Raw genomic sequence first — 23,199 nt, forward strand, 5'->3', positions numbered from 1 at the left:
AAGGGGCGCAAGCAGTCAGCTCACAGCCAGGACGTGATCTCCTCGATCGACTTGCGCTGGATGGCATGGAGCGGAATGGTCGCGTCGGCGGCGGCATGGCCGACGGTCACGATCATCAGCGGCTTCTCGTTCGCCGGACGCGCGCAGATCGTGTTCAGGAATCGCATGGGATTGGGGGTGTGCGTAAGCGTCGCCAGCCCCGCCTGATGCAGCGCGGCGAGCAGCAGGCCACAGGCGATGCCGACGCTCTCGGTCACATAATAATTCTGGCGGTCGTCGCCCGGTTGCGGGCCGCCGCGGCGCTGGCCGAACACCACGATCAGCCAGGGTGCTACCTCCAGATAGCTTTTGTCCGCGTCGGTCCCCAACGGGGCCAGCGCCTCCAGCCATTCCTGTCCCGCCTTGCCGGCATAGAATTCGCGTTCCTCGGCCTCCGCGCCCTCGCGGATGGCGCGCTTGGCCGCGGCCGATCCGACCACCGCGAAATGCCAGGGCTGGTGATTGGCCCCGCTCGGCGCGCTGCCCGCCGCCAGGATCGCCGCCTCGATCACCTCGCGCGCCACCGGCGTCGGTGCGAAGGCGCGGCACGTGCGGCGCGTCGCCATTGCGGCATGAAAGGCACGCGCGGCGTCCGCGCGCTCGACGTCGGTCATGTCGGGATAGGGTTGCCAGGGGATGAGGACGGGCTGGGTCATGGGCGAATTGAGCGCCGATCTAAACATCCACAACGTCCCCGTTCGTATCGAGCGAAGTCGAGATACGTGTCTCGACGATGCTCGACACGAGCGGTTTTCATAGGGTTTGGTCTCAATGGTTTCCCTTTCGTCCGGCCCACAATGCTCGCGTCACGCCTTTGCCAGCATCGCCAGCAGGTCGGCGGTGCTCGGCCGCTTCTTGTAATCGGTTTCGACCGATTTCGCCTTCACCCGTCCCTTGGCATCGAGGACGAGGACGGTGGGATAGGGGACGCCATAGGCGAAATTGCCCTCCGGATAGCGCGGGTCGCGCAGGCCCCAGGCGTTGGCCATCGCGCCACCGGCATCGCTCAGCAGCGGGAACGCGATGTTCTGCTTCGCAGCGAAATCGGCGAGCACCGCGGGATCGTCATAGCTGACCGCGACGAAGCGCACGCCCTTCGCGCGCGCCTGCGCGGCGATGTCGCCCAGCCCCTTCAGCTGCGTCTGGCAATAGGGGCACCATTTCGCCGACCTGAACAGCACGACCATGATCGGCTTGCCCGCCGCCTGTCGCTGCAAAGTCGTCGGCTTGCCGTCCTGGCCGCGCAGCGCGTGGCCGAGCGCGAGCTTGCCGCCGACCGCCGGACCCGGCACCGACTGGGCCAGCGCCGGCGCGGACGGGCTGGTCGCAAGCACGGCGATGCCCGCGGGTGCCAGCAGCAGGGCGGAGAGCGTCGGGCCGATCAGTCGGGACATGATGTTTCCTTGCAGGTTGAACGGGTCTCGTCCCGGTTCGCGACGACGACCGTGCGGGTTACAGCGCCGCGGCGTCGCCCATCAGCGTGGGAAAGAAGCCTTCGTGCGCGGCGCGCAGTTCCTCGATCGTCACCGCCCAGTCGCCATCCTCGGTCTCGAACAGGATGCGGTCGCGGATCGTGCGGCCCAGCGGATCGACCGGCACGTCGGCCGCGTGCGCCGCTGCCATGAAGTCGGCCAGACAGGTGTCGCACACGGTCACGACGTACAGCCCCTGGTCCTCGCCAAAGAAGGAGCCGGCATTGCCGAACGGCTGGGGCGAATCGATCAGCGCGCCGATGCCGCTGGCCAGCGCCATTTCGGCGACCGCGACCGCGACGCCGCCGTCGGACACGTCATGGCACGCCTTGATCGCACCGCAGCCGATCTGGCCGCGGATGAAGTCGCCGGTCCGCCGTTCGGCCTTCAGGTCGACGAACGGCGGCGGCCCATCCTCGCGCCCGTGCAGTTCGCGCAGCCACAGCGACTGGCCCAGATGCCCCTCGCGCTCGCCGACCAGCAGGATGATGTCGCCCAGCCCCTTGAACCCGATCGTCGCCGATCGCTCCCAGTCCTTGAGAATGCCGACCCCGCCGATCGCCGGGGTGGGCAGGATGGCGGAGCCGCCGCCCGTCGCCTTCGATTCGTTGTAGAGCGACACATTGCCGCTCACGATCGGAAAATCGAGCGCGCGGCACGCCTGGGCCATGCCGTCCAGGCACCCGACGATCTGGCCCATGATCTCGGGCCGCTGCGGATTGGCGAAGTTCAGGCAGTTGGTGATGGCGAGCGGGGTCGCGCCGACACAGGTCAGGTTGCGCCACGCCTCCGCCACCGCCTGCTTGCCGCCCGCGACCGGGTCGGCGAAGCAATAGCGCGGCGTGCAGTCGGTGGTCATTGCCAGTGCCTTGGCCGTCCCGTGGACCCGCACCACCGCCGCGTCGCCGCCGGGGCGCTGCACCGTGTCGGCGCCGACTTGGGTGTCATACTGCTCCCAGATCCAGCGCCGGCTGGCGAGATCGGGCGTCGCCATCAGCTTGAGCAGGTCGACCGCGACGTTCGCGCTTTCCGGCGCGTCGGTCAGATCGGCGGGCGGAGGCGTCGGCACCCACGGCCGGTCATAGAGCGGCGCTTCGTCGGCCAGCGGCCCGAGCGGGATGTCGGCAACGGTCTCGCCCCGCCATTTGAGCACCATGCGGCCCCCAAGAACCGGATCCGGCTCGGTGACGGTGCCGATCACCGCGAAGTCGAGCTCCCATTTGCGGAAGATCGCCTCCGCCTCGGCCTCGCGGCCGGGCTTGAGCACCATCAGCATCCGTTCCTGCGATTCGGACAGCATCATCTCATAGGGCGTCATGCCGGCTTCGCGCTGGGGCACATGGTCCATGATCAGTTCGATGCCGACCCCACCCTTCGACGCCATTTCGACGCTGGAGGAGGTCAGGCCGGCCGCGCCCATATCCTGGATCGCCACAATGGCGTCCGACGCCATCAGCTCCAGGCACGCCTCGATCAGCAGCTTCTCCGTGAAGGGATCGCCGACCTGGACGGTCGGGCGCTTCTCGTCCGACTTCTCGTCGAAATCGGCGCTCGCCATCGTCGCGCCATGGATGCCGTCGCGCCCGGTCTTCGACCCGACATAGACCACCGGATTGCCGATGCCGGCGGCGGCGCTGTAGAAGATCTTGTCCTGCTGGGCGATGCCGACGGTCATCGCGTTGACCAGAATGTTGCCATCGTAAGCGGGGTGGAAATTGACCTCGCCCCCCACCGTCGGGACGCCGACGCAATTGCCATAACCGCCGATGCCGTGGACGACGCCGGCGATCAGGTGGCGCATCTTCGGATGATCGGGCCGGCCAAAGCGCAGCGCGTTCAGGTTCGCGATCGGCCGCGCGCCCATGGTGAACACGTCGCGCAGGATGCCGCCCACCCCGGTCGCCGCGCCCTGATAGGGCTCGATATAGGACGGGTGGTTGTGGCTCTCCATCTTGAAGATCGCCGCCTGGCCGTCGCCGATGTCGATGACGCCCGCATTCTCGCCGGGGCCGCAGATCACCCAGGGTGCTTCGGTCGGCAGCTTCTTCAGGTGGATGCGGCTGGATTTGTAGCTGCAATGCTCCGACCACATGACCGAGAAGATGCCAAGCTCGGTCAGGTTGGGTACCCGCCCCAGCGCCGCCAGCACGCGATCATATTCTTCGGGCGACAGGCCGTGCTCGGCAACGATTTCGGGCGTGATCTCGGTCATGCGCCGCGCTTTAGGGGGATGCGGCGAAGGGCGCAATTGCGCGTGCTGTGCGACGTCTGGTTTCGACCTGCCCGGGCGCGTTTGATCGGGATGCGGAGCGGGACGACAGGTGCGCCATGCCGGCAGGATGGCATGTGGCCGCCTGATTGGCCCGAGACACGTATCTGGAATGGAGAATTCAGCGAATGCCAGCCGCAAATCCTCTGTCACCCCGGCCTTGTGCCGGGGTCCACGGTGCGGCGAGGCGTCGGCCTCCGGTTCGTGAGGGCAAAGCGGGCGGCAAGGTGGACCCCGGCACAAGGCCGGGGTGACGGGGCAGGTGGCAGCGTGAGGCCAATCGATCGCTGCCGCTCTGGTTATCGTCCCTATCGCATCAGTTGCGCCGGCGCCCCCGTCGTCTCAGGCGCCTGAGCAGATCGCGCTTGGCCAGGCTTTCAAACATCTCCTCGGGGCCTTCGGGATCGAGGATCTTGTTGTCGGCCAGCCATTCCTCGACCGCGGTCAGGTCCGGGATCTCGTAATCGATCAGCGTTCGCCCCGGGCGGCGCAGGGCGTCGATCGTGGCAATCAGCGATCCCGTGGCCATCACCGTGCGCGCGACCGTCACCGGGTCGCAGCCCAGATGTTCGGCGATCAGGTCGTTGCGGATGCCCGCGATCGTCGCTTCCTCGTCCGCATTGCCGGGCAATGTCGCGTCGATCGTCACGTCGCATTCGGTGTCGAGCCGCATCGAGCGGTTGTTGAAATTGGACGAACCGACGCGCAGCACGATGTCGTCGATGATCGTCACCTTGGCATGGACATAGATCGGCGTGCCCGCCGTGGTGACCGGGTGATAGATGCGCAGCCGGTTGACATGGTCGCGCTGCTTCAGCGCCTGGAACAGGCGCGCGCGGGCGGTGTCCATCGCGATCGGCTCGAGCCAGCCGTCGGCCTTGACCGGGTTGATGATGATGAACTCGGGCGGATCGGGTTCGTCCAGCCGGCGCGCGATCGCCTCGGCCACCTTGCGTGAGGCGAAATACTGGCTCTCGGCATAGACATGGCGTTCGGCGCGCGCGATCAGGTCGACATAGAGCGCCTCGATCTCGGTCACCGCGTCCAGATCGGGCATGGTCGGCGAAGAGCGCGAAATCGCGACATCGGCATCGGTGAACATCGTCGCCAGACCCTCGGGCCAGCATTCTTCCGCCGTATCCGGCGCCGCCATCGGCGCGCCGCCCGCGCGCGTCCAGCGATCGCGGCACAATTCGCCCAGCGCGCCCGCGACCGGCCCCGACAGCGCGGTGGTCGCATCGTGCCAGGGGCCATAGGGCGTGCCGTCGGGCTCGCGCCGGCGCGGCTCGTCGTCGCGATGGTCGCGCGTGTCCCAGCGGTCGACCGTCATGTCGATGCCGCCGCAAAAGGCGAGGCGATCGTCGATCACCACGATCTTCTGGTGGTGCGACGCGCCCGCGGGGTGAAAGGCGTCGAGCTTCACATGGATGCGCGGGTGCCGCCACCAGCGGATCAGCGTCATCAGCGTGGTCGGCTGAAAGAAGCTCTTCAGCGCGCCGGTGTCCCAGCGCAAAATATGCACCTGAAGCGCGGGATTGCGGGCGACCAGCCAGTCGATGAACGGCCCGACTTCGGCCGGGGCATCGTCGTCATGTTCGTGGACCAGCTTGATCCGCGCGTCGAAATCCCATCCGACCAGCAGAATCTGTTGCCGGGCCTGGCGCATCGCGGAGCGGACGTGGCGGAAATACTGCTCGGCATCGACGATCACGGTTGCGCGCGTCGCGCGCGCGATCCGCCAGCAGTTGCGGCCGGGATCGAGCGCATGGGGGTCGTTTTCGGCCACGCGCGCCTCCTCCATGCCGCCGTCAGCTACCCGAATGATCCGGAGGCGCAACGGTTCCGTCGAGGAATCGCGCCGCGTCGGCGGCGCTGCGATCGGCCGCCTCCTCCATCGGGATGTGGCCAATGCCGGGATAGACGATCAGCTTCGCCTTCGGGATGCGCGCCGCCAGCCACCGTCCGGACGACGCGGGGATCAACCGATCCTGCGCGCCCCACAGGATCAGCGTCGGCGCGGCGATGCGGGCGAGCGCCGCGTCGGTGGCATCGTCGGGCGGGATCGCAAACCGCTCGATCGTTGCGGCCCGGTTGCCGGGATAGCGCAGCAGCTCCCAATAACGATCGATCAGCTCGTCGGTCGCGCGCCGCGGGTCGGCATAGGCCGCGGGCAGGCTGTCGGCGATCAGGCTGCGCGGCGTGATCGAAGTCGCCAGATTGCGGATCACCGGCATGCGCGCGACGCGAAAGGCGATCGGGGCCTCGCCGCCCTGCGGGTCGGGCTGGCCGACCGAATCGACCAGGATCAGCGCGCTCACCCGGTCGGGATGCGCGAGCGCATAGCGCCACGCGACGCCGCCGCCCATCGAATTGCCCGCCACCGCCATGTGCGCGATGCCGAGCGTGCGGCGCACCCGCTCGACCGTGTCGACAAAGGCGGCGGGCGCATAGTCACCGGCAGGATTGGGGCCGGTCAGGCCATGGCCGATCTGGTCGAAGCGGATGACGCGATAGCGCGCCTGCAGCCGCGTCGCCCAGGGTTCCCAGGTGTGGAGCGACGCGTTCGATCCGTGGAGCAGCATCAGCACAGGGGCGTCGCGCGGCCCGGTATCGCGCAGATGGACGGTCAGCCCGCCGCCGACATCGACGAAACGCGACGGCGCGGACGCGTATTTCGCGCGCATTGCCGCCGGGTCGGTATCGGGGGTGTAGCCGATTGCAAAACCGATCGCGGCGACGGCCAGCAGCGCCAGCAACGCGAACCGCCACACGGGCCGCCGCCGCCCCGGCCTGCGCATCCGCCGGATCGGGGGCAGGGTGGGAGCTATGCGGCGTCCTCCGCGTCGCGTTCCAGCCACTGTTCGAGCCACTTGATCGTATAGTCGCCCGATTTGAACTCGGCGTCCTCGAGCAGCGCCTGATGCAGCGGGATCGTCGTCCTGACCCCTTCGATCACGAATTCCTCGAGCGCGCGCTTCAGCCGCAGGATGCAACCCTCGCGCGTGCGGCCATAGACGATCAGCTTGGCGACCATGCTGTCGTAATAGGGCGGGATCCTGTAGCCGGCATACAGCCCGCTATCGACGCGGACGTGCATCCCGCCGGGGGCGTGGAAATACTTCACCAGCCCCGGCGACGGCGCAAAGGTGCGCGGGTCCTCGGCATTGATCCTGCATTCGATCGCGTGGCCGCGAAACTCGATCTCTTCCTGGCGCACCGACAGCGGATGGCCTTCCGCCACGCGGATCTGCTCGCGGACCAGGTCGACCCCGGTGATCGCCTCGGTCACCGGATGCTCGACCTGCAGGCGGGTGTTCATTTCGATGAAGTAGAACTCGCCATTTTCCCACAGGAACTCGATCGTGCCCGCGCCGCGATAGCCCATGTCGGCCATGGCGCGCGCGACGATGCCGCCCATCCGCTCGCGCTCGGCATGGCTCAGCACGGGCGAGGGGGCTTCCTCCAGCACCTTCTGGTGACGGCGCTGCAGCGAACAGTCGCGCTCGCCCAGATGGATGGCATTGCCGTTGCCGTCACCAAAGATCTGGAACTCGATATGGCGCGGATTGCCGAGATATTTCTCCATATAGACGGTGTCGTCGCCGAACGCCGCCTTCGCCTCGCTTCCCGCCTGCTGCATCAGCGTTTCGAGCTGGCTCTCGTCGGGCACCACCTTCATGCCGCGCCCGCCGCCACCCGATGCGGCCTTGATCAGCACCGGATAGCCGATTTCGGCCGCAATCCGCTTGGCCTCCGCCAGGTCGCCGATCGCGCCGTCGGATCCGGGCACCAGCGGCAGGCCCAGCGCGCCGGCAGTGCGCTTGGCTTCCACCTTGTCGCCCATGATGCGGATATGTTCGGGCTTGGGCCCGACGAACACGATGTTGTGCAGCTCGACGATCTCGGCGAACTTCGCATTCTCGCTGAGGAAGCCGTAGCCGGGATGGATCGCGTCCGCGCCCGAGATTTCGGCCGCCGAGATGATGTTGGGGATGTTGAGATAGCTCTGCGCGGCCGGGGCCGGGCCGATGCAGATCGCCTCGTCGGCCAGCCGGACGTGCATGGCATCGGCATCCGCGGTTGAATGCACCGCCACCGTCTTGATCCCCATTTCATGACAGGCGCGGTGGATGCGCAGCGCGATTTCGCCGCGATTGGCGATCAGCAGCTTCTTGATCTGGGCCATCCGTTACTCGATCACGACCAGCGGCTGATCGAATTCGACCGGCTGGCCATTGTCGACCAGGATCGCGCCGACGGTGCCGGCGGCGGTCGCGGTGATGCGGTTCATCACCTTCATCGCCTCGATGATCACCAGCGTATCGCCGGCGGCGACCTTCTGGCCCGTCGCGATGAACGGCTTGGCCCCCGGCTCGGCCGCAAGATAGACGGTGCCGACCATCGGCGACTTGACCGCATTGGCGGCCGGTGCGGCGGGGGCGGGCGCCGCCGGTGCGGCAGGCGCGGACGACGTGGCCGGGGCCTGCGGCGCGGCGGCGATCGGCGCGGCCATCATCGCCGGTGCGGCGGTCACGGTGCGGGCGACGCGCACCTTGCGCTCGCCGTCCTGCACCTCGATTTCGGTCAGCTGCGTTTCGTCGAGCACGCCGGCCAGCTGGCGCACCAGGTCGACATCGACCCGCATCGCCCCGCCGCCGCTCGACGAGTCACCCTGTTTTTCGGTCATTCGACCCTCTGTTCGTTATGATCAAGTGCGGCGCTTTGTCAGATGCGCGCCGCCGCTTCAAGCGCGAGCACATAGGATTGCGCGCCGAAACCGGCGATCGTTCCGCGCACGCCCCGCCCGATCAGGCTGCGGTGGCGAAAGGATTCGCGCGCGTGCGGGTTGGACAGGTGCACCTCGATCACCGGCGCCGTCACCGACTTGATCGCATCAAGCAGCGCGACCGACGTATGGGTAAAGCCGCCGGGATTGAGGATCACCGCGCGCGCGCCCGTCGCCTGCGCCTCGTGGATCCAGTCGATCAGATGGCCTTCATGATTCGACTGGCGCATGTCGATCGCCAGGTCGAGCACGCGGGCGCGATCCTCCAGCATCCTCGCGATGTCGTCCAGCGTGTCGGCCCCGTAGACGTCGGGCTCGCGCGTGCCGAGCAGGTTGAGGTTCGGGCCGTTCAGGACGAACACGGTTTCGGGCATGATCGGGCTTTCGGTTGCGATGCGTTGGGCCGGGCCTATATCCGGCCCTGTCGGGTTTACCAAAACCGTTCGTGTCGAGCGCAGTCGGGACACGGCCTTCAAGTTCAGCGTCCCTCGACCGCGCTCGGGACGACCGGAGATATAGTGCCTTGGCTCACTTGGACGGCACCGTCACCATTACCGTCAATGGCGAGCACCGCCGGGTGCGCGCCGGCACGACCATCGCCGCGCTGACGCGCGAGCTGGGGCTCGTCCCCGAAAAGGTCGCAGTCGAGCGCAACCTGGAGATCGTGCCGCGATCGACGCTGGCCGATATCGTGATCGACGACGGCGACGAGCTGGAGATCGTCCATTTCGTCGGCGGCGGCGATCATGGCACACGGGTGGATGAAGACAGCTGGACGGTCGCGGGCCGGACGTTCCAATCACGGCTGATCGTCGGCACCGGCAAGTACAAGGATTTCGCCCAGAACGCCGCCGCGGTCGAGGCATCGGGGGCAGAGATCGTCACCGTCGCGGTGCGCCGGGTCAATGTCAGTGACCCCAATGCGCCGATGCTGACCGACTATATCGACCCTAAAAAGGTCACCTATCTGCCCAACACTGCCGGCTGCTTCGACGCCGACAGCGCAGTGCGCACGCTGCGGCTGGCGCGCGAGGCGGGGGGATGGGACCTGGTCAAGCTGGAGGTGCTGGGCGAGGCGCGGACACTCTATCCCGACATGCGCGAAACGCTGAAGGCGACCGAAGTGCTCGTGCGCGAAGGCTTCAAGCCGATGGTCTATTGCACCGACGATCCGATCGCGGCGAAGCAGCTGGAGGAAGCCGGTGCGGTCGCGATCATGCCGCTGGGCGCGCCGATCGGGTCGGGGCTGGGCATCCAGAACCGGGTGACGATCCGCCTGATCGTCGAGGGCGCGAAGGTGCCGGTGCTGGTCGACGCGGGCGTCGGCACGGCGTCGGACGCGGCGGTGGCGATGGAACTGGGCTGCGACGGCGTGTTGATGAACACCGCGATCGCCGAGGCCAAGGACCCGGTGCTGATGGCGCGGGCAATGCGCCTCGCCGTCGAGAGCGGCCGATTCGCGTATCGCGCCGGCCGGATGGCGCAGCGGCGCTATGCCGACCCGTCCAGCCCGCTCGCCGGGCTGATTTGACCCCCAATCGACGCGGTTTCGGTCCAATCAACCCATTTTTGGGCGTTCTGACCAGTGGACGCTGTTGCGGATCGCAATTACACGGGCACGGCAATTTGCACAGAAGGGCTAGAATCTATGAATAATGCCGATCTCGCCGACCGTCTTGCCGGTGATCATGGTCTGACCAAGACCGACGCCAAGAAGCTGGTCGATGGCGTGTTCGCCGCCATTGCCGATGCGGCCGCCAAGGGCGAGGAAATCTCGCTCAACGGCTTTGGCAAGTTCAAGGTCAAGGAAAGCGCGGCGCGCGAAGGTCGCAACCCGTCGACCGGCGCGACGATCCAGATCGCAGCGTCGAAGAAGCTGACCTTTGCGCCGGCCAAGGCGGTCAAGGACAAGCTGAACGGCTGATCCTTGTCGATCCCGGCATGACCGGGTCCAATTCGCCGCCCCCGGTACCCGACGGTGCCGGGGGCGGTGTCATTTCCGGAGAGCGCCGCGTCCATGGTCCCGCGTGAATTGATCGGTACCGCCGACGTGCCCGGCGGCGAACCGCTCCGGCTGTTCCGGCGCGGCGACGACTATATGATCGTGCTCGACCGCAACGAATTGATGAGCACGCGGATGCGCGGGTCGGAGATCGCGCTGGCGACGATGACCTGCGCGCGGCTGCGCGACCGGGCCGCGGCGCGGCTGCTGATCGGCGGTTATGGCATGGGCTTCACGCTGCGCGCCGCGCTCGCCGAACTGGGGGCGGGCGCGCGGGTCGATGTCGCCGAGCTGGTGCCCGGCATCATCGCATGGGCACGCGGGCCGATGGCGGCGCTGACCGCCGGTTGCCTCGACGATCCGCGCGTGACCCTGATCGACGGCGATGTCGGGCGTGTCATCACGGCGGCGCGCGGAGCCTATGACGCGATCCTGCTCGATGTCGACAACGGCCCCGACGGCCTGACCCGCGCCGCCAATGATTCGCTCTATTCGATGCGCGGACTGGCGTCGGCGCGCGCGGCGCTGGCGCCGGGCGGGGTGCTCGCAATCTGGTCGGCGGCGCCCGACAATGTCTTTGCCCGCCGGCTCACCGACAGCGGGTTTGCGGTCGACGAACAGGCGGTGCGCGCGCGGGAGAATGGCAAGGGCCCGCGCCACGTCATCTGGTTCGCAACCCGGCGGTGATCCGTTCTCTGCCGCGCTGGCCCAATGACCTAGTGGATTCGCGCGCGAATTGGCCTATGTTCGCGCCATCGTGATCCACGCGCTCGCCAATCCTGCCCGTTTCCTGAAGATCGCGCGGCCGCTGACTCCCCTGCTCGTCTGGGCGGGGCTGGCGCTCACCCTGTTCGGCGTGTGGGCCGGATTGACCCGGACGCCGCCCGACTATCTGCAGGGCGAAACGGTTCGAATCCTCTATATCCACGTTCCCGCCGCCTGGCTGGGCATGGCCGGATGGTCGGGAATCGCGGTGTCGAGCATCGCCTATCTGATCTGGCGCCACCCGCTGGCGACGGTGTCGGCCCGGGCGTGCGCGGTGCCGGGCGCGCTGTTCGCCGCGATCTGCCTTGCCACCGGATCGATCTGGGGACGGCCGACCTGGGGGACTTGGTGGCAATGGGACGGGCGGCTGACGTCGATGCTGCTGCTGTTCTTCATCTACCTTGCCTATATCGCGCTTGCCCGCGCCGATCAGGACCGCGGCGGCGACGGGCGCATCCCCGCGCTGTTCGGGATCGCCGGTTCGGCGCTACTGCCCGTCATCCGTTACTCGGTGGTGTGGTGGAACACGCTGCACCAGGGCCAGAGCTTGACGCTGACGAAGAACACGATCGCGAGCGAGATCCTGTGGCCGCTGGGCTTCACGCTCTCGGGCTTCACCCTGTTGTTCGCGGGCATCGTCTTGATGCGGATGCGCGCCATCCTGGCGACCGGCCGGGTCGAGGCGCGGATGCGGCGGATGGCCGCGGCATGAGGCGGGCGGCATCGGCATGAATCAATGGGCCTTCGTGATCGCGGCCTATGCCGTGACCTTTGGCGGGGCTGGCGCGATCCTGCTGCTCAGCTATGTGACGATGCGCCGCGCCGAACGCGCGGCCGATGAGGTGAAGACGCGGCGATGAAGGCGAAGCATCAACGGCTGGTCCTGGTCGCGCTGGGCGTGACGGCAGTAATGGGGGCGAGCGCGCTGGCGCTTTCCGCGCTCAAGGACGAGGCCGCGTTCTTCTATGCCCCCGGCGATGTCGTCGGCAAATCGCCGCCGGTCGGTCGCGCGGTGCGGCTGGGCGGGATGGTCGAGGCGGGATCGATCCGCCGCCAGCCCGACGGCGTGTCGATCGCCTTTACCGTCACCGACGGCAAGGCGCGGGTGCCCGTCACCTTCAGCGGCATCGCCCCCGACCTGTTCAAGGAGAAATCGGGCGTGGTCGCCGAGGGTCAGTTCCGCCCCGACGGCAGCTTCGCCGCCGACAATCTGCTCGCCAAGCATGACGAGCGTTACATGCCCCCGGAAATGGCGGGCAAGATGGCCGCCGCCGAGACGCTGAAGCAATGATCGCCGAAGCCGGTCTGGCGGCGCTGTGGCTCGCCGCAGCCCTGGCGCTGCTGCAATTCGTGCTCAGCGTGCTCGGGCTTCGCCTCGCGCACATTGCCGGCGACCGCGATGACCGGCGCGAAACCGCGGCGCAGCTGATCGCGGGCGTGCGCCCGGTCGCCATCGTCCAGGGCGCGCTGGCGGCGCTTGCCTTCGTGCTGCTCATCACGCTGTTCGTGCGCTCCGACATGTCGGTGCTGCTGGTCGCGACCAACAGCCATTCGGCCAAGCCGCTCATCTACAAGATCGCGGGCGCGTGGGGGAATCACGAAGGCTCGATGCTGCTGTGGGTGACGGTGCTGGCGCTCGCGGGGGCGGGCATCGCGCTCATCGAACGGCGGCTCGGCGAAGCGACGCTGGTCGCGACGATCGGCGCGCAGGCGTTCATCGCGCTCGGCTTCTACGCGTTCCTGCTGATCGCCTCCAACCCCTTTGCGCGGCTCAACCCGGCGGCGCCCGAGGGGCAGGGGCTGAACCCGCTGCTCCAGGACCCCGGCCTCGCCTTTCACCCGCCGACGCTCTATTTCGGCTATGTCGGCCTGTCGGTCGCCTTTTCCTTCGCGGTCGGCGCGCTGGTGATGCGCGATGTCGGCCCGGCCTTTGCGCGCGCGATGCGCCCCTGGGTGCTCGGCGCGTGGATTTTCCTGACGCTCGGCATCACGGCGGGCAGCTACTGGGCCTATTACGAGCTCGGCTGGGGCGGCTGGTGGTTCTGGGACCCGGTCGAGAACGCGTCGCTGATGCCTTGGCTGGCCGCAACCGCATTGCTCCATTCGGTCAATGTTCTGGCTGCGCGCGACGGCCTCAGGTCGTGGACGATCATGCTCGCGGTCATCGCCTTTTCGATGTCGATGATCGGCACCTTCCTGGTGCGATCGGGCATCCTGACCAGTGTCCACGCCTTTGCCGTCGACCCCGAACGCGGCAGCTTCATCCTCGCGCTGCTCGCCATCTATATCGGCGGCGCGCTCGCCTTGTTCGGCCTGCGCATCGGCAGCGTGCGCCAGGGCGCGACGTTCGAGCTGGTCAGCCGCGAAGGCGGGCTGGTCTTCAACAACCTGCTGCTCTCGGTCATCCTGGGCATCGTGCTGATCGGCACGCTCTATCCGATCGTGGCGCAGGCGATGGGTACGCAATTGTCGGTCGGTCCGCCCTTCTTCAACAAGACGACCGGGCCGATCGCGCTCGCGCTGATGGTAGGCATGGCGGTCGGGCCGATGCTGCGCTGGCGGCGCGACGATGGCGGCGCGGCGCTGCGCCGGGTGGTCATCCCCGCCGGGGTCGCGGCGGTGGCGGGCGTCGTGCTGCTGATCGCCGCGCCGGGTGCCGGGCCGTTCCCGATCCTGGGGCTGGCGCTCGCGGCCGGGCTGGCGGTGGCGAGCGTGCTGCCGCTGTTCCGCCGCGACCTGGCCCGCGTGCCGCTGTTCACCTATGGCATGATCCTGGCCCATCTGGGGGTCGCGGTGTCGATCGCGGGCATGGCGAGCGAGCGCGCCTTTACCGTCGAGCGGCTGGTCGCGGTGCGCCCGGGCGAGACGACCCGGGTCGGGCCCTATGCGGTCACGCTGATCGGCATCGCGCCGGCAATCGGCCCCAACTGGTCGGCACTGGAGGGGCGTCTGCGTGTCCAGCGCGGCGACGGCACCCCGTTCGTGATGGGGCCGCAGAGCCGGTTCTTCTCTGCCCCGCCGACGGTGACGAGCGAGGCCGCGATCTTGACCGTCGCCGACGGCCAGCTCTACACCGTGCTCGGCCAGCTCGACGGTGCGGGCCGCGTGCAGCTGCGGCTATGGTGGAAGCCGTTCGTGACGCTCATCTGGCTGGGCGGCGCGATGATCGGGCTGGGCGGCCTGCTCGCCCTGATCGGCCGCTTGTGGCGCGAGCGGCGCGGCGCCCGGCGTCAGGCCCGGCAGGAGGCCTGGGCGTGAGGCGGCTGCTCATCTGGCTTCCGCTGCTCGTCTTCGTGCTGCTCGTCGCGGTGGCGCTGCGTGGCTTGCTTGCCCCCGCCGACCCGATCGTACGCTCGGCGATGGTCGGAAAGCCGCTGCCGGCATTCGACCTGCCCCCGATCGCACCGGGCAAGCCCGGCCTGTCGAGCGCGTCGTTCCGGGGCGGTGAGCCGCGCCTGCTCAACGTCTTCGCCAGCTGGTGCGTGCCCTGCATCGCGGAGGCACCACAGCTGCTGAAGCTTAAACAGGCGGGCGCGCGCATCGACGCGATCGCGATCCGCGACAAGGGGCCGGCGATCGCCCGCTTCCTTGCCGAACATGGCGATCCCTATCAACGCATCGGCGACGACCGGGAAAGCAAGGTCCAGCTGTCGCTGGGCTCGTCCGGGGTGCCGGAGACCTTCGTGATCGACGGGCAGGGGGTGATTCGCGCCCAGCATGTCGGCGACATCCGCGACGACGATGTCGGAAAGCTGCTCAAGGCGCTGGAGGAGGCGCGGTGAGGCGGGCGATCATCGCGCTCGGCCTGCTCGTCGCCTGCCCCGCGCTGGCCCAGTCGGACCAGCCGCCCGCGCGCATGGCCGACACGCAGCTCGCCGATCCGGCGAAGGAGCGCGAGGCCAAGGCGCTGATGGAAACGCTGCGCTGCCTCGTCTGCCAGGGCCAGTCGATCGCCGACAGCGAAGCGGAAATGGCCGGCGACATGCGCGCGCTGGTCCGCGAGCGGATGCAGCAGGGCGAAAGCGCGGGTCAGGTGCGCGACTGGCTGATCGAACGCTATGGCGACTATGTCAGCTACGATCCGCCGGTGACGGAGGCGACCGCGCCCTTGTGGATCGCGCCGATCCTCTTGCTGATCGCCGGCGTCGCGGTCGCGGCGCGCAGCTTCAAGCGCAAGGCGCGGAAGCGTTGATGACGGGCAAGGCTCCGTTGGTGTCGCGCAGGGTCCGCCGCTGATGGGCTGGGTGGCGCTGGCGGTTCTGGCACTGGCGGCGGGCGCGCTGCTGTGGCTGTGCGGTGCGCCGCGCGCGCTGACGATGATCCTGGCCGCGGCGCTCGTGCTCGGCGCTGCGGGCTATGCGTGGCAGGGGCGGCCGACATTAGCCGACAGCCCGCGTACGGCCCAGGCGCGGCAGCTGGAGATGGAACCGGGCCTTGTGGCCTTTCGCGCCGCCATTCTCGGCACGCGCAATCGCGGCGCGTTCAGCACCGCCGATGCCGCAATCCTGGCGGGCCGGCCGGACGAGGCGGTCGCGGTGCTGATCCGCGCCGTCCAGCGCGCGCCCGACGATTTCGCGGTGTGGACCGCGCTCGGCACAGCCTATGCGATCAACGACAATCAGCAAATGTCGCCCGCCGCCAGCTTCGCCTTCGCCCGCGCGGTCAGGCTGGCCCCGCGCGAGCCGGGACCGCTCTTTTTCCTGGGGCTCGCGCTCGTCAATGCGGGCGAGCTGGAGGCGGCCCGTGCCGCCTGGGCCCGCGCGCTGGCGCTGTCGCCGCGCGATGCGCCCTATCGCCGCGATATCGAGGAACGGGTGCGCCTGCTCGACGGCTTCATCGGCATGATGGCGCGCCCCGCGCCACGATAGGCGACGCGCTGCTGCGCGCGCTAATTTCGGCTTCCGGGCCTACAGGGGGCTATCCTACGCGGGGCGGCTGGGCCTATGTCCGGGACATGGCCTTGACCGTTGTCCGCATCGCCCCGTCCGGCATCGCCGTCGCCCCGAACGGTTGGGTGCGCGGGTGGGAGCATCGGCGCGCACAGCCCGCAACTTCCGCAACTTCGCGCGCATGATCGCGCACCTGACCGGGGTGCTGGCCAGCGCCGGCCTGGACAGCGCGGTGGTCGATGTCGGCGGCGTCGGCTATCTGGTCGGCGCGTCGGCGCGCACGCTGGGGGCGCTGCCGGCCGTGGGGTCGACCGTCACGCTCCACACCGAAATGCTGGTGGGGGAGGATTTCATCCGCCTGGTCGGTTTCGCCGATGCGGGCGAGCGCGACTGGTTCCGGCTGCTCACCGGCGTGCAGGGCGTCGGCGCGCGCGTGGCGCTCGCCATCCTGTCGGTGCTGTCGCCCGATGAGCTCAACACCGCCGTCGCGCGCCAGGACAAGGCGATGGTTGCGCGCGCCAACGGGGTCGGGCCGAAGCTTGCCGAACGCATCGTGCGCGAGCTGAAGGACAAGGCCGGCGGGCTAGTGATCGGGCCGGCTGTTGCCGGGACCGCGGCCGCACCCCCGGCCGGCGCAGCTGCCGATGCCGCGTCCGCGCTGCTCAACCTCGGCTTTAGGCCCGCCGAAGCCGCTGCCGCGGTGCGCGCCGCCGAGGACGAACTGGGTCCCTCTGCGACCCTCGACGCGCTCGTCCGGCTGGCGCTGCGCAAGGCGGCGAAATGAACCTGCACCGCTCACCACGACGTTGGCGCGTCGCGTGTAAGCAGCTATGTTACACGTCATGACCGACTTGACCCTTTCGCTTCCGCCGGCCCTGCAAAGCTGGATCAACGCGCGTGTCGCCGACGGTCTGTATCTTGATGCCGCCGACTACCTACGCGATCTGGTTCGCCGCGATCAGGAGTCGGCGGACGCCGATACGCGCTGGGTGCGCGCCATGATTGAGGAGGGGCTGGCATCCGGTATTGTCGACCAGGATCCTCGGGATATCGTTCGCGAATTGATTGACCAAGATCCTGATCTTCGTGACTAGTTTGCGCACGACGGCGGCGGCACGCGCCGACATTCGGAACATCCGTAGCTACAGCAAGACCGCCTTCGGTCCGCAGCTCGCACGCGACTATCTCGACGGTCTGGCTGCGGCGTTTGACCGCATTGCCGCGAAACCCCAGGTGGGTCATCCAGAAGCGGCGCTGGGAGATCTGATCCGCAGCGTGAAGTATCGGTCGCACCGCATTTATTATCGTGTCGAAGGCGACGGCATCCTCGTGGTGCGCGTCCTGCGTCACGCTCGAGACAGGCCGTCGACTGTCGGAAGCAGCCAATGACCGACGACCGTCTGCTCACCGCCGCCCGCCGCCCGGAGGATGTCGACGCCGCGCTGCGGCCGCGCGCGCTAGACGACTTCGTGGGCCAGCAGGGCGCGCGCGACAATTTGCGCGTGTTCATCGCTGCCGCGAAAGCCCGCGGTGAAGCGCTTGACCATGTGTTGTTTTTCGGCCCGCCGGGGCTGGGCAAGACGACGCTGGCGCAGATCATCGCGCGCGAGATGGGTGTCGGGTTCCGCGCCACCTCCGGCCCGGTCATCGCCAAATCGGGCGATCTCGCCGCCTTGCTCACCAATCTCGAGGACGGCGACGTCCTGTTCATCGATGAGATTCACCGCCTCGCGCCGGCGGTCGAGGAAGTGCTGTATCCGGCGATGGAGGACCGCGCGCTCGACCTGATGATCGGCGAGGGGCCGTCGGCGCGGTCGGTGCGGATCGACCTGCCGCGCTTCACCCTGGTCGGGGCGACGACGCGGCAGGGGCTCCTGACCACGCCGCTGCGCGACCGGTTCGGCATCCCGGTGCGGCTCAATTTCTACACGGTCGACGAGCTGGAGCGCGTCGTCACCCGCGCCGCCGGGCTGCTCGGACTCGCCATCGCCGCCGATGGTGCGCGCGAAGTGGCGCGGCGTTCGCGCGGCACGCCTCGCATCGCCGGGCGGCTGCTCCGCCGGGTACGCGATTTCGCCCACGCCGCCGGGCACGAGGTCGTCGATGCACGCGCCGCCGATGCCGCGCTCAACCGGCTGGAGGTCGATGCGCTCGGCCTCGACGCGATGGACCGGCGCTACCTCACGATGATCGCCGACATTTATCGCGGCGGCCCGGTGGGGGTGGAGACGCTGGCGGCGGGCTTGAGCGAACCGCGCGACACGGTGGAGGAAGTGATCGAGCCCTATCTGATCCAGATCGGCATGATTGCCCGCACCGCGCGCGGGCGCTGCCTCAACGGGCCGGCGTGGAAGCACCTGGGGCTCGATCCGCCGACCGGCGGACAGGACGGGCTGTTCGACTGACGAAACGATCGTGGTCGGACGGCGATGCCCTGTTCATGCGCCACCGGCTTGGTTAAGGCCCCGGCATGGATGACGCCTGCGACCTTCAGCCGGTCAGCGGCCGGTTCGTCGGGACCGAGCATCGCTACCCGGTGCGCGTCTATTTCGAGGATACCGACCTGTCGGGCGTGGTCTATCACGCCAATTACCTGCGCTTCATGGAGCGTGCGCGTTCCGACATGCTGCGTCTCGCCGGGGTCGACCAGCGCGCCGCGCATGAGGCGGGCGAGGGCGCCTATGCAGTGCGCGACGTGGCGCTGCGCTTCCACACGCCCGCGAAACTGGACGACGCGCTGGTCGTTGTCAGCCGGCTGATCCAGCTGCGCGCCGCTTCGGTGGTCATTCATCAGAGAGTCATGCGCGGCGACACGATATTGACCGACGCCTCGGTCGAGGCGGCGTTCGTCGCGCCATCGGGTCGGCCGCGGCGCCAGCCTGCGTCATGGGTGGCGGCGTTCGAGCCGCTGGTCTGGAAGGGGAATTGATGGATTTCGCGTTGAATGCCGACCCGGCGACGCTGTCGCCACTTGCGTTGTTCCTTCAGGCCGACTGGGTGGTGAAGGCGGTGATGCTGGGCCTGCTCGCCGCCAGCATCTGGACATGGGGGATCATCATCGCCTTTCTGACCCGGCTGGGGGGCGTACGCAAATCGATCGCGCGCTTCGACGCGGACTTCGACCGGGCGGAGGACATCGACGCCTTCTACCGCATCCATTCAAAGGGCGAGACCGCGATCGAGCGCGTTTTCGTCGCCGGCGTCGATGAATGGCGGCGATCGACCAGCGGCAAGGTGATCGACCGCGAAGGCACGCGCGAGCGCCTCGCCACCGCGATGGGATCGCGCGTCGCCGCCGAAATCGACGCGCTGGCGGATCGCTTGAACGTGCTGGCGACGGTCGGTTCGGTCGCGCCGTTCGTCGGCCTGTTCGGCACGGTGTGGGGGATCATGCGCAGCTTCACCGCGATCGCGCAGGAACAGAGCTCGTCGCTCGCGGTCGTCGCACCGGGGATCGCCGAGGCGCTGTTCGCGACCGCGATCGGCCTGTTCGCAGCCATCCCGGCGGTGATCGCGTACAATCGTTTCGCCCACCGCATCAACGGCGTCGAGGCACGGCTGAGCCGTTTCGCCGACAAGTTCCACGCCCAGCTCAGCCGCGCGCTGGAGGGGTAGGGCGATGGCGATGAACCTGCCGTCATCCAAGGCGAAGGGGCGGCGCGCGCCGATGGCCGACATCAACGTCACCCCGCTGGTCGACGTCATGCTGGTGCTGCTCATCATCTTCATGGTCACCGCGCCGCTGCTCACCGCGGGGGTGCCGGTCAACCTGCCCGACAGCCGGGCCAAGGCACTCGACCAGGACCAGCAGCCGGTCCAGGTCGCGATCGACGCGGACGGCCGCATCTTCGTCGACAAGGACGAGGTGACTGAGGCGATCCTGCCCGACGTGCTGGCGCGAATTGCCGCGCGCGGCGGCCCCGATGGGCAGCCGCCCCAGGTCTATCTGCGCGCCGACCGCTCGCTGGGCTATGGCCGGGTGATCGGGGTGATGGGCGAGCTCAACCGCGCCGGGCTCAATCGCGTGGCGCTGGTCAGCGCGAGCCGGGACGGGCGGTGAGCGCGGCGACGGCAGGTCCCGGGCGCGCGGAATGGGCGGGGATCGCGGTCGCCGCGATCGCTCATGTCGCGCTGTTCGGCCTGTTGTCGCTCGGCTTCCTCGAAACCCCCAATCCGCTCAATCTGAAGTCCAAGGCGATCGACGTATCGCTGATCGACGATGTGGCGCTGGAGGCCGCCGCCCCGGTCACCGCGGACGCGCCCGCGACTTCGATCGCGCCCGATGCCGGCCCGCCCGAGGATGCCGCGCCCGCCGAGCCGGTGCGGCGCCCGAGCCCGGCCGGTTGCCCCGCCCGCGCCCAAGGCTGCGCCGCCGCCCCGGCCTGAGCCTGCGGCCAGCCCCAAGCCGCCGACCCCCGCCAGGGCGGAGCGCAAGCCGGTGCCGGCCAAGGCGGAGGCGAAGCCCGCGCCCAAGACGACGACCGCCAAGGCGTCGGGCAGCGATCCGGCAGCAAAGCGCCCGCGACCGACCGGGGCCCGGCTGGGCAGCGATTTCCTGAAAGGGATCGTCGATCGGCCGTCGGCGGGCAAGGCACAGACGCCGCGCGCGGCCAATGTCGGTGCACAGGCGGTCGCGGGCCTGGCCGACGCGATCGCGCGCCAGGTCCAGCCCTGCGCCAACCGCATCCCCAATCCGGGCCCCGGCGCCAACCTGATCCGGTCGCGCATCCGGCTCCAGATGAAGCCCGACGGGACGATGGCGGTGCGCCCCGAGCTGCGCGGGCAGACCGGGGTCAATGACGGCAACCAGCGTTATGCCCAGCGCGTCGCCGAACTCGCGATCGCCGCGTTCATTCAGTGCGCGCCCTACACGCTGCCGGCGGAGCTTTACGAGGGCGGCTGGGAAGACATCATTATCAATTACCGGCTTCCCGAATGATGCCGATGCGAAACGAACTTGGATCACGACCGTTCAACGCCCTAACGACGGCGACGAAGAGGATGAGGACCCCGATGCGTAATTCGATCGCCCTTGCGCTTGCCTTGTTCGGTGTGGTCGCTGCCACGCCAGCCTTTGCCCAGGTGGAGGTCGACATCGTCGGTGGCATCAGCGCACCGATGCCGATCGCGATCCCGCCGATGCCGACGCCCAGCGTCGCCTCGACCGCCGCCGGCTCGACCGACGCGCTCGGCCGCGAAGTGGCGCAGGTGGTGACCAACGACCTGCGCAATTCCGGCCTGTTCCGCCCGCTCGGCCCCAATGTCCTGCGCAACGTGACGATGGCGGAGGTGACCGCGCCCGATTACGGTTATTGGGGATCGACCGGCGCACAGGCGCTGATCGAGGGGTTCGTGCGCGCCAATGGCGACGGCACGCTGACCGTCGGCTGCTATCTCTACGACGTATTCGCCCGCACCGAACTGACCCGCCAGGGCTTCGTCGTCCAGCCCGCCGAATGGCGGCGCGCCGCGCACAAATGTGCCGACGCGGTCTATACCCGCCTGTCGGGCGAGGGACCCTATTTCGACAGCCGCATCGTCTATGTCTCGGAAACGGGGCCGAAGAACAAGCGGATCAAACGGCTGGCCATGATGGACCAGGACGGGGCCAACCACCGTTTCCTGACCAACGGCCAGTCGATCGTGCTCAACCCGCGCTTCTCGCCGTCGGGCGACACCCTTGTGTTCATGAGCTACGAGAATGACCGGCCGACGATCTATAGCTACAATCTCGCCACCCGAGCTCAGAGCGCGCTGGTGACCAATGTCAGCCTGGCCTTCGCGCCCAAATTCTCGCCCGACGGCCGCTATGTGCTGTTCTCGATGGCGCGGGCGGGCAATACCGACCTGTATCGCGTGCCCGCCGGCGGCGGCACGCCGCAGCGGCTGACCACCGCGCCGGGAATCGACACGTCGGGCACCTACTCGCCGGACGGGTCGAAGATCGTGTTCGAAAGCGACCGTTCGGGCGGCCAGCAGCTTTACGTGATGAACGCCGACGGGTCGAACCAGCAGCGCATCAGCTTTGGCGGCGGGCGCTATGCAACGCCGGCATGGAGCCCGCGCGGCGACCTGATCGCGTTCACGCGTGTCGGCGGCGGCAAATTCTCGATCGGGGTGATGAGCCCGTCGGGCGGCAACGAACAGATCCTGACCGACGCCTGGGGCGACGAGGGACCGAGCTGGTCACCCAATGGCCGCGTCCTCACCTATCTGCGCACCGCGCAGGGGTCCGGCCGCGCCGAAGTTTGGTCGGTCGACCTGACCGGGGTGAATGAGCGGCGCATTCCGACCCCGCTCGATGGATCGGACCCCGATTGGGGACCGTTACGCAAATGAGCCTGCGGGCGCGACGCAACCTATCTCACAAGGAGAAACGATCATGGCCAAGACGATGACCAAGCTGGTGCTGCTGGCGGCACTCGCCGCGACCGCCGGATGCGCGAAGAAGCGTCCCGACGTGCTGCCGCCCGCCGCGGGCGAGGCACCCGCCCAGACCACGCCGGAAACCACCGGCCCGGTCGGCAACGCCGTCGTCCCCGGGTCGGCGGAGGATTTCCGCCAGACTGTGCGCAGCGACACGGTCAATTTTGCGCTCGACCAGTATGAGATCGACGCGACCGCCGGCGGCATCCTCGACAGCCAGGCGGCGTGGCTGTCGCGCTATCCCAATGTCCGCGTGACGATTGAAGGTCATGCCGACGAACGCGGCACGCGCGAATACAACCTCGCGCTCGGCGACCGCCGCGCGAATGCGGTCGCGACCTACCTCGCCAATCGCGGGATCGCGGCCACGCGAATCACTACGATCAGCTATGGCAAGGAACGCCCGCTGGCACTCGGCTCGGACGAAGCGAGCTGGGCGCAGAACCGCCGTGCGGTGACCGTCGTCGTCGAGTAAGCCAGACGCGGCGCAGCGGGAAACGACGCTGCGCCGCGCTTTTTCATCGCGGTCAAAACGCGTTCCAGCTCGCGAG

29 protein-coding genes are annotated in these 23,199 nt (G+C 68.5%); 21 read left to right on the forward strand and 8 right to left on the reverse strand.

Annotated features, from left to right (window positions below; translation table 11 throughout):
• Window positions 1–20: 20 nt before the first annotated feature.
• The 8 genes from AX676_RS15530 to aroQ form a co-directional block, all read right to left on the reverse strand.
• Complete coding sequence (locus tag AX676_RS15530) at window positions 21–722, reverse strand: nitroreductase family protein (protein WP_231729689.1); 702 nt, start codon at window positions 720–722, stop codon at window positions 21–23.
• Window positions 723–845: 123 nt separating this feature from the next.
• Entirely contained in the window at window positions 846–1,433 is a 588-nt protein-coding gene (locus tag AX676_RS15535; protein ID WP_066476525.1) for a peroxiredoxin family protein, read from the reverse strand.
• 58 nt (window positions 1,434–1,491) lie between these two features.
• Entirely contained in the window at window positions 1,492–3,723 is a 2,232-nt protein-coding gene (gene purL, locus AX676_RS15540) for a phosphoribosylformylglycinamidine synthase subunit PurL (RefSeq protein WP_066476522.1), read from the reverse strand.
• Between the two features lie 373 nt (window positions 3,724–4,096).
• A complete protein-coding gene (locus AX676_RS15545; RefSeq protein ID WP_066476625.1) occupies window positions 4,097–5,566 on the reverse strand; it encodes a phospholipase D-like domain-containing protein in 1,470 nt (489 codons plus the stop codon).
• Between the two features lie 22 nt (window positions 5,567–5,588).
• The gene (locus AX676_RS15550) at window positions 5,589–6,551 is read right to left on the reverse strand and encodes an alpha/beta fold hydrolase (RefSeq protein ID WP_231726178.1); all 963 of its coding nucleotides are present in this window, start codon (window positions 6,549–6,551) and stop codon (window positions 5,589–5,591) included.
• Window positions 6,552–6,604: 53 nt separating this feature from the next.
• Entirely contained in the window at window positions 6,605–7,966 is a 1,362-nt protein-coding gene (gene accC / locus AX676_RS15555; protein WP_066476514.1) for an acetyl-CoA carboxylase biotin carboxylase subunit, read from the reverse strand.
• Between the two features lie 3 nt (window positions 7,967–7,969).
• A complete protein-coding gene (accB, locus tag AX676_RS15560; protein ID WP_066476511.1) occupies window positions 7,970–8,467 on the reverse strand; it encodes an acetyl-CoA carboxylase biotin carboxyl carrier protein in 498 nt (165 codons plus the stop codon).
• A 38-nt stretch (window positions 8,468–8,505) separates the two neighbouring features.
• Window positions 8,506–8,940, reverse strand: a complete 435-nt coding sequence (gene aroQ / locus AX676_RS15565; protein WP_066476505.1) for a type II 3-dehydroquinate dehydratase — start codon at window positions 8,938–8,940, stop codon at window positions 8,506–8,508.
• A 149-nt stretch (window positions 8,941–9,089) separates the two neighbouring features.
• Between aroQ and thiS the strand changes: the two genes are divergently transcribed.
• From thiS to pal, 21 genes are all read left to right on the forward strand, one after another.
• Entirely contained in the window at window positions 9,090–10,097 is a 1,008-nt protein-coding gene (thiS, locus tag AX676_RS15570) for a sulfur carrier protein ThiS (RefSeq protein WP_082730934.1), read from the forward strand.
• Window positions 10,098–10,214: 117 nt separating this feature from the next.
• Complete coding sequence (locus tag AX676_RS15575) at window positions 10,215–10,490, forward strand: HU family DNA-binding protein (RefSeq protein WP_066476499.1); 276 nt, start codon at window positions 10,215–10,217, stop codon at window positions 10,488–10,490.
• 93 nt (window positions 10,491–10,583) lie between these two features.
• Window positions 10,584–11,255 carry a spermidine synthase gene (locus tag AX676_RS15580; RefSeq protein ID WP_066476498.1) on the forward strand — a complete coding sequence of 224 codons (672 nt, stop codon included), beginning with the start codon at window positions 10,584–10,586 and terminating at the stop codon, window positions 11,253–11,255.
• 49 nt (window positions 11,256–11,304) lie between these two features.
• The gene (gene ccmC / locus AX676_RS15585) at window positions 11,305–12,045 is read left to right on the forward strand and encodes a heme ABC transporter permease CcmC (RefSeq protein WP_231726179.1); all 741 of its coding nucleotides are present in this window, start codon (window positions 11,305–11,307) and stop codon (window positions 12,043–12,045) included.
• Between the two features lie 16 nt (window positions 12,046–12,061).
• A complete protein-coding gene (locus tag AX676_RS18490) occupies window positions 12,062–12,193 on the forward strand; it encodes a hypothetical protein (RefSeq protein WP_269450176.1) in 132 nt (43 codons plus the stop codon).
• On the forward strand, window positions 12,190–12,624 hold the full coding sequence (gene ccmE, locus AX676_RS15590) for a cytochrome c maturation protein CcmE (protein WP_066476496.1): 435 nt from the start codon (window positions 12,190–12,192) through the stop codon (window positions 12,622–12,624). The genes AX676_RS18490 and ccmE overlap by 4 nt, the downstream gene beginning before the upstream one ends.
• Window positions 12,621–14,591, forward strand: coding sequence for a heme lyase CcmF/NrfE family subunit (locus AX676_RS15595; protein ID WP_066476492.1), 1,971 nt, complete (start codon window positions 12,621–12,623; stop codon window positions 14,589–14,591). Before ccmE ends, AX676_RS15595 begins: the two co-directional genes overlap by 4 nt.
• On the forward strand, window positions 14,588–15,115 hold the full coding sequence (locus tag AX676_RS15600; RefSeq protein ID WP_066476617.1) for a DsbE family thiol:disulfide interchange protein: 528 nt from the start codon (window positions 14,588–14,590) through the stop codon (window positions 15,113–15,115). The genes AX676_RS15595 and AX676_RS15600 overlap by 4 nt, the downstream gene beginning before the upstream one ends.
• Window positions 15,112–15,525 (forward strand): cytochrome c-type biogenesis protein, encoded by a 414-nt coding sequence (locus AX676_RS15605; protein WP_066476489.1) that lies wholly within the window; start codon window positions 15,112–15,114, stop codon window positions 15,523–15,525. The genes AX676_RS15600 and AX676_RS15605 overlap by 4 nt, the downstream gene beginning before the upstream one ends.
• A 43-nt stretch (window positions 15,526–15,568) precedes the next feature.
• Complete coding sequence (locus AX676_RS15610) at window positions 15,569–16,201, forward strand: tetratricopeptide repeat protein (RefSeq protein ID WP_066476481.1); 633 nt, start codon at window positions 15,569–15,571, stop codon at window positions 16,199–16,201.
• Between the two features lie 202 nt (window positions 16,202–16,403).
• Entirely contained in the window at window positions 16,404–17,006 is a 603-nt protein-coding gene (gene ruvA, locus AX676_RS15615; protein ID WP_066476616.1) for a Holliday junction branch migration protein RuvA, read from the forward strand.
• 58 nt (window positions 17,007–17,064) lie between these two features.
• A complete protein-coding gene (locus tag AX676_RS15620; RefSeq protein WP_231726181.1) occupies window positions 17,065–17,316 on the forward strand; it encodes a ribbon-helix-helix domain-containing protein in 252 nt (83 codons plus the stop codon).
• Window positions 17,288–17,611 (forward strand): type II toxin-antitoxin system RelE/ParE family toxin, encoded by a 324-nt coding sequence (locus AX676_RS15625; protein WP_082730935.1) that lies wholly within the window; start codon window positions 17,288–17,290, stop codon window positions 17,609–17,611. Before AX676_RS15620 ends, AX676_RS15625 begins: the two co-directional genes overlap by 29 nt.
• Entirely contained in the window at window positions 17,608–18,627 is a 1,020-nt protein-coding gene (gene ruvB / locus AX676_RS15630) for a Holliday junction branch migration DNA helicase RuvB (protein ID WP_066476477.1), read from the forward strand. Before AX676_RS15625 ends, ruvB begins: the two co-directional genes overlap by 4 nt.
• A 65-nt stretch (window positions 18,628–18,692) precedes the next feature.
• A complete protein-coding gene (gene ybgC, locus AX676_RS15635) occupies window positions 18,693–19,151 on the forward strand; it encodes a tol-pal system-associated acyl-CoA thioesterase (RefSeq protein ID WP_066476475.1) in 459 nt (152 codons plus the stop codon).
• Window positions 19,151–19,837, forward strand: a complete 687-nt coding sequence (gene tolQ / locus AX676_RS15640; protein ID WP_066476473.1) for a protein TolQ — start codon at window positions 19,151–19,153, stop codon at window positions 19,835–19,837. Before ybgC ends, tolQ begins: the two co-directional genes overlap by 1 nt.
• A gap of 4 nt (window positions 19,838–19,841) precedes the next feature.
• Complete coding sequence (tolR, locus tag AX676_RS15645; protein ID WP_066476471.1) at window positions 19,842–20,282, forward strand: protein TolR; 441 nt, start codon at window positions 19,842–19,844, stop codon at window positions 20,280–20,282.
• Complete coding sequence (locus tag AX676_RS18405; protein ID WP_066544440.1) at window positions 20,279–20,608, forward strand: hypothetical protein; 330 nt, start codon at window positions 20,279–20,281, stop codon at window positions 20,606–20,608. Before tolR ends, AX676_RS18405 begins: the two co-directional genes overlap by 4 nt.
• Window positions 20,609–20,660: 52 nt before the next feature.
• Window positions 20,661–21,161 (forward strand): hypothetical protein, encoded by a 501-nt coding sequence (locus AX676_RS18410; RefSeq protein WP_066544441.1) that lies wholly within the window; start codon window positions 20,661–20,663, stop codon window positions 21,159–21,161.
• A 62-nt stretch (window positions 21,162–21,223) separates the two neighbouring features.
• The gene (tolB, locus tag AX676_RS15660; RefSeq protein WP_443026008.1) at window positions 21,224–22,561 is read left to right on the forward strand and encodes a Tol-Pal system beta propeller repeat protein TolB; all 1,338 of its coding nucleotides are present in this window, start codon (window positions 21,224–21,226) and stop codon (window positions 22,559–22,561) included.
• 43 nt (window positions 22,562–22,604) lie between these two features.
• Entirely contained in the window at window positions 22,605–23,123 is a 519-nt protein-coding gene (gene pal, locus AX676_RS15665) for a peptidoglycan-associated lipoprotein Pal (protein ID WP_066476463.1), read from the forward strand.
• The last annotated feature ends 76 nt before the right edge of the window (window positions 23,124–23,199 follow it).

This window comes from Sphingomonas sp. CCH21-G11 (assembly GCF_001555965.1).
Classification (GTDB): Bacteria; Pseudomonadota; Alphaproteobacteria; order Sphingomonadales; family Sphingomonadaceae; genus Sphingomonas.